Here is a 9,583-nt window from a genome sequence, read left to right on the forward strand (position 1 = left end):
CTGCTCTCCGCGAAATCTCCAGCCGAGCATGGGCTCGGCTCTACATTCCTTCTCCGTCCGACATCAGAAACCGCTCTTGCCTTTTGCCATCCGCTCTACCTCATGAACCTGTCGAGGCCGGGGCGGTGTGGGCTGGCAGGGGTGTCCGCGGCATGGATGCCGCGGCCAAGCCTCCAGGTATGGATTCACGGCGTCCCCTGCCAGCCCACACCACCCCGGCCCACTCACAGCACCACGAAGCGCCAGCGCCTTGGCCGTTGCCGTTGCTGTTGCATTTGCCCTGCGCCTCTGCCTGCCGCAGGCATCGACCCTCCCTCCACCCGCACCCGATACAATGGCCGTCTGCCGCATCCCGGCATCCCGTCCCTGAGCCAAAGAGTTGCCCATGTCCATCGTCCGCATGACCGACCTCGACCTCTCCGGCAAGCGCGTGCTGATCCGCCAGGATCTGAACGTGCCGATCGAGAATGGCCGCATCACTTCCGAACAGCGCATCACCGCTTCGCTGCCGACGCTCAAGCGCGCACTGGAGCAGGGCGCGGCGGTGATGGTCACCTCGCACCTGGGGCGCCCGAAGGAAGGCGTGTGGAGCGAAGCTGATTCGCTGGCACCGGTCGCGGCGCGCCTGTCCGAGCTGCTGGGCCGCGAGGTTCCGCTGGTGCGCGATTGGATCGACGGCGTCGACGTGCAGCCGGGCCAGCTGGTGCTGCTGGAGAACTGCCGCATGAACGTCGGCGAGGGCAAGGACGATGACGCCCTGTCGAAGAAGTACGCCGCGCTGTGCGATGTGTTCGTGATGGATGCCTTCGGCACCGCGCACCGTGCCCAGGCATCCACCCACGGCGTCATCCGCTTCGCACCGGTCGCTGCCGGTGGCCCGCTGCTGATGGCCGAGCTGGACGCGCTGGCGCAGGCGCTGGATGCACCGGCCAAGCCGCTGCTGGCCATCGTGGCCGGCAGCAAGGTCAGCACCAAGCTGGAACTGCTGGCCAACCTGGTCGGCAAGGTGGATCAGCTGATCGTCGGTGGTGGCATCGCAAACACCTTCATCGCCGCCGCCGGCTACAACGTCGGCAAGTCGCTGTACGAACCGGACCTGCTGGATACCGCGAAGAAGATCGTGGCCGATGCCAAGGCGCGTGGCGCCGACATTCCGCTGCCGGTGGACGTGGTCACCGCCAAGCAGTTCCTGCCTGATGCCGCTGCGGAAGTGAAGGCGGTCGACGCCGTTGCCGAAGACGACCTGATCCTGGACATCGGCCCGCAGACCGCCGCGCAGTACGCGCAGCTGATCGATAAGGCCGGCACCGTGGTCTGGAACGGTCCGGTCGGTGTGTTCGAGTTCGAGGCCTTCAGCAAGGGTACCGAGGCACTGGCCCGCGCCATCGCCAGCTCGCCGGCCTTCTCCATCGCGGGCGGTGGCGACACCCTGGCGGCGGTCGACAAGTTCGATATCGCCAAGGACGTCAGCTACATCTCCACCGGTGGCGGCGCATTCCTGGAGTTCCTGGAAGGCAAGACCCTGCCGGCAGTGGCGGCACTCGACGCGCGCGGCGCATGAGTGCCGACCACGGCAAGGATGTCCTGTTCTTCGACCTGGACGGCACGCTGATCGATTCGCAGGTGGGCATCACCGCCTGCATCGCCTACGCGCTGCAGAAGATGGACCATCCGGTGCCGGCGCAGGAAACGCTGCTGGGCTGGATCGGTCCGTCGCTGCGCACCACTTTCGCGCCGCTGTTCGGTGAACCGGCGCGGGTGGAGCAGGCGGTGGGCTATTACCGCGAGCGCTTCGACGCCGAAGGCTGGCGCGAGCACACGGTGTACCCGCAGATTGAAGACACGCTGCGCGCGCTGCATGGTCGTGGCCACCGCTTGGCGGTGGTCACTGCCAAGAACGAGCCACACGCGCGGCGCATCCTCGCCCATCTGCCATTTGGTGGATTGTTCGAGGAGATCGTCGGTTCGACCCTGGATGGCTCGCGCAGCCACAAGCCGGAGCTGGTCGGCGAAGCGCTGCGTCGGCTGCAGGTGCAGCCCGCGCAGTGCTGGATGATCGGCGACCGCCGCATGGACATCGAGGGCGCGCGCCACCACGGTCTGCGAAGCGTGGGCGTGCTGTGGGGCTTTGGTGGCGAAGCGGAACTCACCGAAGCCGGTGCGGGCCAGCTGGCCCGTGAGCCGGCACAGCTGACCACGCTGTTGGCCTAGGCTCCTGTAGAGCCGAGCCGATGCTCGGCTGCTTCGGCGTGTACCCAGCCGAGCATGGGCTCGGCTCTACAGAATGCCCTGCGCCAGCGTATGTCCGGACCATGTCCGTTGCATGACCCGCGGAGTCAGGCAGCACAAGGCTGTAACCGTATACATGCGGCGTGAAGGATGTGCTAATTTCCGTTCTTTATCGGGAGAGGCCCATTCACCATGTTCGAGCGTCAGCGTCGCACCAAGATCCTTGCCACCCTCGGCCCGGCCACCGATCCGCCGGGCGTGCTGGAGGATCTGTTCCGCGCCGGCGTCAACGTGGTGCGCCTCAACTTCAGCCATGGTGACCCCTCCGGCCAGGCCAAGCGGGCCGCCGAAGTGCGTGCCGCCGCCGCCCGCGTGGGCGTGGAAGTGGGCATCCTGGCCGACCTGCCGGGCCCGAAGATCCGCATCGAGCGCTTCGCCGAAGGCAAGGTGCAACTGAAGGCGGGCAACCGCTTCGACCTGATCGCCAGCACCAACGCCGGCCCGGGTGATGCCACCCAGGTCGGTGTCAGCTACCTCGGCCTGCCGCAGGACGTCGGCCCGGGTGATGTGCTGCTGCTCGACGACGGCCTGATGCAGCTGCAGGTGGTGGAGGTGCAGGGCGAACGCATCATCAACACCGTGCTCAACGACGGCGTGCTGTCCGACCGCAAGGGCCTGAACAAGCAGGGTGGCGGCCTGTCGCTGGGCGCGCTGACCGAGCGTGACAAGGAGCTGATCGGCATCGTCGCCAAGATCGGCGTCGACTTCATCGCCGTGTCGTTCTGCCGCAACGCGCAGGACATGAACGATGCGCGTGACATCGCCCGCTCGCATGGCTGTGATGCTGCGCTGGTGTCGAAGATCGAGCGCACCGAGGCCATCGAGAACCTGGAAGAAATCGTCGAGGCCAGCGACGTGGTGATGGTGGCCCGTGGCGACCTTGGCGTGGAAATCGGCGATGCCGAACTGCCGGGCCTGCAGAAGAAGATCATCAAGGCCTCGCTGGCGCAGAACAAGGTGGTGATCACCGCCACGCAGATGCTGCAGTCGATGGTGGAAAGCCCGATCCCGACCCGTGCCGAAGTGCTGGACGTGGCCAACTCGGTCATCGACGGCACCGATGCGGTGATGCTGTCGGCCGAGACCGCTGCCGGTGCCTGGCCGGTCAAGGCCGTCGAAGCGATGGCGCGCATCTGCCTGGGGGCCGAGCGCCAGTTCCAGACCGAGACCGACTTCAACGCTTCGCCGCGCAACCTGGAACGTGCCGACCAGGCCATTGCCATGGCCACCATGTTCCTGTCCCAGCACGTGGGCGTGCGCGCGATCGTGGCGATGACCGAATCCGGCGGCACTGCGCGCTACCTGTCGCGTTTCCGCGCCAAGGCGCCGGTATTCGCGGTCACCCGCCATGACGGCGCACGCCGGCAGATGGCGCTGATGCGTGATGTCTATCCGATCAATTTCGACAGCCGCGGCCTGACCCCGCGCGAAGCCGCGCGTGGCAGCATCCGCCTGCTGGTCGAAGCCGAACTGCTGCAGGCCGGCGACCGCGTCGTGTTCACCAGCGGTGAGCACATGGAAACCCTGGGCGCGACCAACACCCTGCGCCTGCTGGAAGTGGGCGACGACGGCCGCGCCATCGGCCTGGGCGACCTGTAAGCAGAACCGCCGGGTCAGGGTCAGAGCCCCTGCGGGGATCTGACCCCGGGGTCGGATCCCCGCAGGGGCTCTGACCCCATGGTGCAGGACATCCGTTGTCCTGTGCGGACATTGGAATCGTTTCCATCTTGCCCTCGACACCGGGGCAACGGGCAGCGGGGCTATACTTACGTTTTTCCCGCACCCGCCACAGGAAATACATGAGCATCGAACAGCTGGCCGAAACCGCCCAGGCCATGGTCGCCCCGGGCAAGGGCATCATCGCGATCGACGAATCCACCGCTACCATCGCCAAGCGTTTCGCCGGCGTCGGTATCGAGAACACCGAGGAGAACCGTCGTGCCTACCGCGAGCTGCTGCTGACCACGCCGAAGCTCAACGAGCACATTTCCGGCGCCATCCTGTACGACGAAACCATCCGCCAGTCGACCAAGGACGGCGTGCCGTTCGCCAAGTACATGGCCGACCACGGCATGATTCCGGGCATCAAGGTGGACAAGGGTGCGCACCCGCTGGCCGGCTGCCCGGGCGAGCTGGTCACCGAAGGCCTGGACGGCCTGCGCGAGCGCCTGCAGGAGTACTACAAGCTGGGCGCGCGCTTCGCCAAGTGGCGTGCGGTCATCAACATCGGCGAGAGCATTCCGTCGGGCACCTGCATCGAGTCCAACGCTCACGCGCTGGCCCGTTACGCCGCCCTGTGCCAGGAATGCGGCCTGGTGCCGATGGTCGAGCCGGAAGTGATCATGGACGGCGACCACGACATCGAGACCTGCTACGAAGTCACCGAAGCCACCCTGCGTTCGCTGTTCGACGCGCTGTACCAGCAGAACGTGCTGCTGGAAGGCACCATCCTGAAGGCGTCGATGGTCATCTCCGGCAAGAACTGCGATGAGCAGGCCGACGTCGAGGAAGTGGCTGAGTCGACGGTGATGTGCCTGAAGAGCACCGTGCCGGCGATCCTGCCGGGCGTGGTGTTCCTGTCCGGTGGCCAGAGCGACGAACAGTCGACCGAGCACCTGAACGCGATGAACCAGCTGGGCAACCTGCCGTGGCCGCTGAGCTTCTCCTACGGCCGCGCCATGCAGCAGGCCGCGCTGAAGCTGTGGGCCAAGGACATGAAGGGCAACTACGCCGCTGCCCAGAAGACCGTGTACGAGCGCGCCAAGGACAACGGCCTGGCCGCGCTGGGTAAGTGGAACGGTTGATCCGTCCCATCGCTGGATGAACAGGGCAACGCCGGCATCACGCCGGCGTTTGCTTTTGCGGGTATCGTTTCCGGCCCCGCGCGCCCGGCCGGCACGCGGGAACTACATGGAAGGCCAAGGAGAAACAACATGCGTTTGGCAGTACTCACACTGACCGTTGCCGCGGTCCTGGTCGCCGGCGGTTGCAACCGCATCGGCAGCAGTGGTGACGCAGGCAAGGCCGCGTCGCTCGATTTCGACAAGCCGGTGTCCGGCGAGATCACCTCGCGCAGCGGCATCAACTTCAACGACGGCAGCCATCACCAGCTCTACCAGATCAAGCTGGAAGACAAGGATCTGGTCGGCCTGAAGCTCACCGGTGCCCTCAGCGGCTCGATCGCCGTGTTCAACAACGGCAGCCTTGTTTCCACCAGCAACACCGGTTACGAACGCGAAGGCGACGTCTCGCTGGCGTTCCGTGCCAATGGCGGCGGCACCTACCAGGTGGCGGTCAATGCCGATGGCCCGACCGCCTTTGGTCCGTATCGCCTGCGCGCCGAGAAGCTGAAACCCTACGACGGCAAGCCGTTGGCGGGCAGTGGCGAAATCGTGGACATGCTGGCCAGTGACTCGCAGGACTACACCCTGCAGGTGGACAAGGCCGGCCTGTACGAAATCCGCCTGGTGTCGGACGTCTTCGATCCGGTGCTGAAACTGTCGGGCCAGGGCGTTGAAGCCGAAAACGACGATGGCAACGACAGCACCAACTCGCGGCTGACCCTGTCGCTGAAGCCGGGCAAGTACACCTTGACCGCGCGCGGCCTCGGCAGCGGTGTCAATGGCATGTTCACCCTGTCTGCCACCCGCATCGAACTGCCGGGCAATCTGGTCGAGCGCGATGGCACTGCCCTGCCGAAGTCGGGCAGCGTGTACACCATGCTGGACAACGAAGGCCGTCGCCGCTTCCTGCTGACCCTGGATCGTCCCGCCGACGTGCGCCTGGATGCGATCTCCAGCCAGGTCGATACCGTGCTGCGCGTGGTCGGTGGCGATGTCGAGCTGACCGACGACGACGGTGGCAACGGTACCAACTCGCGCCTGGAGGAGACTCTGCCGGCCGGCCATTACACCGTCGACGTGTCCAGCCTGAACAATGGCGCAGGCATGGTGGAAGTGCGCGTGCAGGTGGATGGGGCCAGCGCTGACGGTGCCGCCGCCTCCGCGGCCCGCGCTGCTGCCGACGCTGCAGCCGCCGTGGCCGATGACGCTGCTGCGGTGGAAGCTGCCAGCCGTTGAGCGTGATCCACGCCATGCGTGGATGACATCAACGGTGCAATGGAAAAGGCCGGGCAATGCCCGGCCTTTTCTTTTCCATGCTGTGCCGCGTTTCAATGCGCGGCGGCAAGGCCCGCATCGCCGAGCGGCGGCAGCATCGCGCCGCGTGGCTCGCTTTCCGTGCTCTGGCCGGCGGCGGCCAGCGCCTGCTGGTAGGCCTTGGCGGTGGCCGTGTTGAACGCGACCAGCACGATGCGCATCGGTTGCGCGTGGCTGCGCTGCCATGCCAGTGTTTCCGTCACCGCGATCTGTGCAGCCTGGTACAGCGGATAGCCATACACGCCGCAACTGATGGCCGGGAACGCGATCGACTGTACGCCCAGCGACTCGGCCAGCTGCAGCGATTTCCAGTAGCAGTTGGCCAGCAGTGCCGGTTCATCGCGCTGGCCGTCGTGCCAGACCGGGCCGACCGTGTGCAGTACGTGGCGTGCCGGCAGCGCATATGCGGCCGTGGCGCGCACCTCGCCCGTCGGGCAACGCACGCCCGGGCGCAGCTCCGGTAGCTGCTCGCATTCGGACAGCAATGCAGGGCCCGCTGCGCGATGGATCGCGCCGTCGACACCGCCGCCACCGAGCAGTGTTTCGTTGGCCGCGTTGACGATCGCATCCACCGCCAGGGTCGTGATGTCGCCCTGCCAAACTTCGATCTTCATGCGTCCGTCTCCTGCCTGTGAGGTGATCCGCGCAGCATCTGCGCCGGCTGTTCCCACGGTAGGGGACAGGGCATCGATACTGCGTCATGACCGTCTCACGCGCTGCGATCCGACGGCCTTCACGCACGATGGCGGGCGACGCCTTCACGCAGGCTGAAGCGGGGCGCACGCCGGGCATGGCCCGGCGAATCGCATCACGGCAGGCCGGCCAGCCACTCGTCGTCGGAGCCTTCGTTCACATCGGCAAACAGCGGCGTGGAGAAGTAGCGTTCACCGGTGTCCGGCAGCATGGCCAGAATCACTGAACCCGGTTCGGCACGTGCGGCCACGTCCAGGGCACTGGCCACGGTGGCGCCGGCGGAGATGCCGACGAAGATGCCTTCCTCCGCCGCCAGCCGGCGCGCGGTGGCGATGGCGCGGTCGTCGTCCACCGAGACCAGTTCATCCACCACATCACGGTTGAGCACGTCCGGCACGAAGTCCGGGGTCCAGCCCTGGATCTTGTGCGGCTTCCAGTCATCGCCCTTCAGCAGTGCGGCGCCGGCCGGCTCGGTGGCGATGATGCGGGTCTGCGGGCGCGCGACCTTCAGTACTTCACCCACACCGGTGAGCGTGCCGCCGGTGCCCCAGCCGCTGACGAAGTAGTCCAGCCGCTTGCCGGCGAAGTCGCGCAGGATTTCGGCGGCGGTGGTGTTGCGGTGATACGCCGGGTTGGCCGGGTTGGCGAACTGGCTGGCCAGGAACCATCCGTGCTGCTCGGCCAGTTCGCGCGCCTTGCGCACCATGCCGCTGCCGCGTTCGGCGGCCGGGGTCAGGATCACCTTCGCGCCATACGCGCGCATCAGCTTGCGGCGTTCCACCGAGAAGGTCTCGACCATGGTCGCCACGAACTTGTAACCCCGTGCCGCGGCGACCATCGCCAGTGCCACGCCGGTGTTGCCTGAGGTAGCCTCCACGATCGTGTCGCCCGGCTTGAGCAGGCCGCGCGCTTCGGCGTCGAGGATGATCGCCAGCGCCAGGCGGTCCTTCACCGAGCCGCCCGGGTTGAACGACTCGACCTTGGCGTAGAGGCTGACCTGCGGCGGCGCCAGGCGCTGCAGCTTGACGATGGGGGTGTTGCCGACGGTATCGAGGATGGAGTCGTACAGGGCCATGGAAGCGCTCCGGAAACGGGGCCGCGCCGGGCTTCGGCGGGCGAAGGGGGGAGGGCTGGCTGTTAGGCCAGCGGCTGCCGGCTGACCGTAGCGCCGGCATATGACGCCCGGAAATGACCAGATACCTTTCTTAAACAACCTTTGGTTATAAGCTGGTGACGGCAATTGACCCTAGAGTGGACCTCCGCCCCACGCCGCCCGCCTCCCATGACGCTGACCCAGCTGCGCTACCTGGTTGCCATCGCCGACGCCGAGCTGAACATCACGCTGGCCGCCTCGCGCGTGCACGCCACCCAGCCCGGCCTGTCCAAGCAGCTCAAGCAGCTGGAGGACGAGCTCGGCTTCCTGTTGTTCGTGCGCAAGGGCCGCAGCCTGGAGTCGGTCACCCCGGCCGGCACCGAGGTCATCGCCCGCGCCCGCGCGGTGCTGTCCGAGGCCAACAACATCCGCACCTACGCTGCCAACCAGCGCCGCGAGAGCCAGGGCCAGCTGATTCTGACCACCACCCACACCCAGGCGCGCTTCGTGCTGCCGCCGGCGGTGGCAGCCATCAAGCAGGCCTACCCGCAGGTGAGCGTGCACCTGCAGCAGGCCGGCGAAGCCGACGCGCTGGACCGCCTGAACCAGGGCGATGCCGATATCGCGATCATCAGTACCGCCGGTGGCGAACCCACCGATGGCATCGCGGTGCCGCTGTTCCGCTGGCGACGGCTGGTGGTGGTGCCCAAGGGCCATCCACTGGATCGCGCCGGTCGTGCACCGGACCTGGCCGCGCTGGCCCGCCAGCCGCTGATCAGCTATGAATCCTCGACCCGCCCGAACTCGTCGTTGCAGCGCGCCTTCGCCGCCAACGGGCTGGTGCCGGACCTGGCGCTGACCGCGCTCGACGCCGACCTGATCAAGACCTACGTGCGCACCGGGCTGGGCGTGGGGCTGCTGGCTGAGATGGCGGTCAGTTCCAACGACGAAGACCTGAGATCGTGGCCGGCGCCGGACCCTATCAGCGAGTGCATCGCCTGGGCGGTGCTGCCGCGCGACCGGGTGCTGCGTGATTACGCGCTGGCGCTGGTGCATGTGCTGGCCCCGCAGATTGATCCGCGCGATCTGCGAAGGGTGCTGGATGGCAACCAGGCCGCCGCGTGGCCGGTGCCACCGACGTGGGAATCGCTGACCCAGACCATCACGGTGTGAGGTAGGTCGAGCAGGGCTTGCAGCCCTGCACCTGCCGCGGCATTCAAGCAACAGCAACAGCAACAGCAGAAGCGGCATTCCGTGGGTTGGCGGGGCGGTGTCGGAGTGCGGGGACGCTGCAAGTACGTCCCTGTAAGCTTGGCAGCCGCATCCATGCGGCGGACACCCCGCACTCCGA

Annotated in this window: 8 protein-coding genes; 6 read left to right on the forward strand and 2 right to left on the reverse strand. The window is 66.8% G+C overall.

Annotated elements, in window-relative coordinates; translation table 11 throughout:
- Positions 1 to 385 precede the first annotated feature (385 nt).
- The 5 genes from V3B41_RS18115 (at position 386) to V3B41_RS18135 (ending at position 6,368) form a co-directional block, all read left to right on the forward strand.
- Complete coding sequence (locus V3B41_RS18115; RefSeq protein ID WP_329861757.1) at positions 386 to 1,561, forward strand: phosphoglycerate kinase; 1,176 nt, start codon at positions 386 to 388, stop codon at positions 1,559 to 1,561.
- Positions 1,558 to 2,211 (forward strand): HAD hydrolase-like protein, encoded by a 654-nt coding sequence (locus V3B41_RS18120; RefSeq protein WP_049427413.1) that lies wholly within the window; start codon positions 1,558 to 1,560, stop codon positions 2,209 to 2,211. Before V3B41_RS18115 ends, V3B41_RS18120 begins: the two co-directional genes overlap by 4 nt.
- Before the next feature lie 210 nt (positions 2,212 to 2,421).
- Positions 2,422 to 3,888, forward strand: coding sequence for a pyruvate kinase (gene pyk / locus V3B41_RS18125; RefSeq protein WP_049427416.1), 1,467 nt, complete (start codon positions 2,422 to 2,424; stop codon positions 3,886 to 3,888).
- Between the two features lie 200 nt (positions 3,889 to 4,088).
- Entirely contained in the window at positions 4,089 to 5,093 is a 1,005-nt protein-coding gene (locus V3B41_RS18130) for a class I fructose-bisphosphate aldolase (RefSeq protein ID WP_049427418.1), read from the forward strand.
- Between the two features lie 129 nt (positions 5,094 to 5,222).
- A complete protein-coding gene (locus V3B41_RS18135; protein WP_286074086.1) occupies positions 5,223 to 6,368 on the forward strand; it encodes an ABC transporter substrate-binding protein in 1,146 nt (381 codons plus the stop codon).
- Between the two features lie 92 nt (positions 6,369 to 6,460).
- Here the strand turns inward: V3B41_RS18135 and V3B41_RS18140 are convergent, their stop codons facing one another.
- Entirely contained in the window at positions 6,461 to 7,060 is a 600-nt protein-coding gene (locus V3B41_RS18140; protein WP_329861758.1) for an O-acetyl-ADP-ribose deacetylase, read from the reverse strand.
- 194 nt (positions 7,061 to 7,254) lie between these two features.
- Positions 7,255 to 8,214: a cysteine synthase A gene (cysK, locus tag V3B41_RS18145; protein WP_049427425.1), complete on the reverse strand. Its 960-nt coding sequence runs from the start codon at positions 8,212 to 8,214 to the stop codon at positions 7,255 to 7,257.
- Between the two features lie 207 nt (positions 8,215 to 8,421).
- On the opposite strand from cysK, the gene V3B41_RS18150 reads away from it, so the two are divergent.
- Positions 8,422 to 9,405, forward strand: a complete 984-nt coding sequence (locus tag V3B41_RS18150; RefSeq protein WP_329861759.1) for a LysR family transcriptional regulator — start codon at positions 8,422 to 8,424, stop codon at positions 9,403 to 9,405.
- The last annotated feature ends 178 nt before the right edge of the window (positions 9,406 to 9,583 follow it).

This window comes from Stenotrophomonas sp. SMYL89 (assembly GCF_036319985.1).
Taxonomy (GTDB): Bacteria; Pseudomonadota; Gammaproteobacteria; order Xanthomonadales; family Xanthomonadaceae; genus Stenotrophomonas; species Stenotrophomonas maltophilia_Q.

Coding starts and splice junctions, on each gene's coding strand:
- V3B41_RS18140 (WP_329861758.1), bottom strand. CDS start 7,060: ATGAAGATCGAAGTTTGGCAGGGCGACATCACGACCCTGGCGGTGGAT.
- V3B41_RS18120 (WP_049427413.1), top strand. CDS start 1,558: ATGAGTGCCGACCACGGCAAGGATGTCCTGTTCTTCGACCTGGACGGC.
- cysK (WP_049427425.1), bottom strand. CDS start 8,214: ATGGCCCTGTACGACTCCATCCTCGATACCGTCGGCAACACCCCCATC.
- pyk (WP_049427416.1), top strand. CDS start 2,422: ATGTTCGAGCGTCAGCGTCGCACCAAGATCCTTGCCACCCTCGGCCCG.
- V3B41_RS18150 (WP_329861759.1), top strand. CDS start 8,422: ATGACGCTGACCCAGCTGCGCTACCTGGTTGCCATCGCCGACGCCGAG.
- V3B41_RS18135 (WP_286074086.1), top strand. CDS start 5,223: ATGCGTTTGGCAGTACTCACACTGACCGTTGCCGCGGTCCTGGTCGCC.
- V3B41_RS18130 (WP_049427418.1), top strand. CDS start 4,089: ATGAGCATCGAACAGCTGGCCGAAACCGCCCAGGCCATGGTCGCCCCG.
- V3B41_RS18115 (WP_329861757.1), top strand. CDS start 386: ATGTCCATCGTCCGCATGACCGACCTCGACCTCTCCGGCAAGCGCGTG.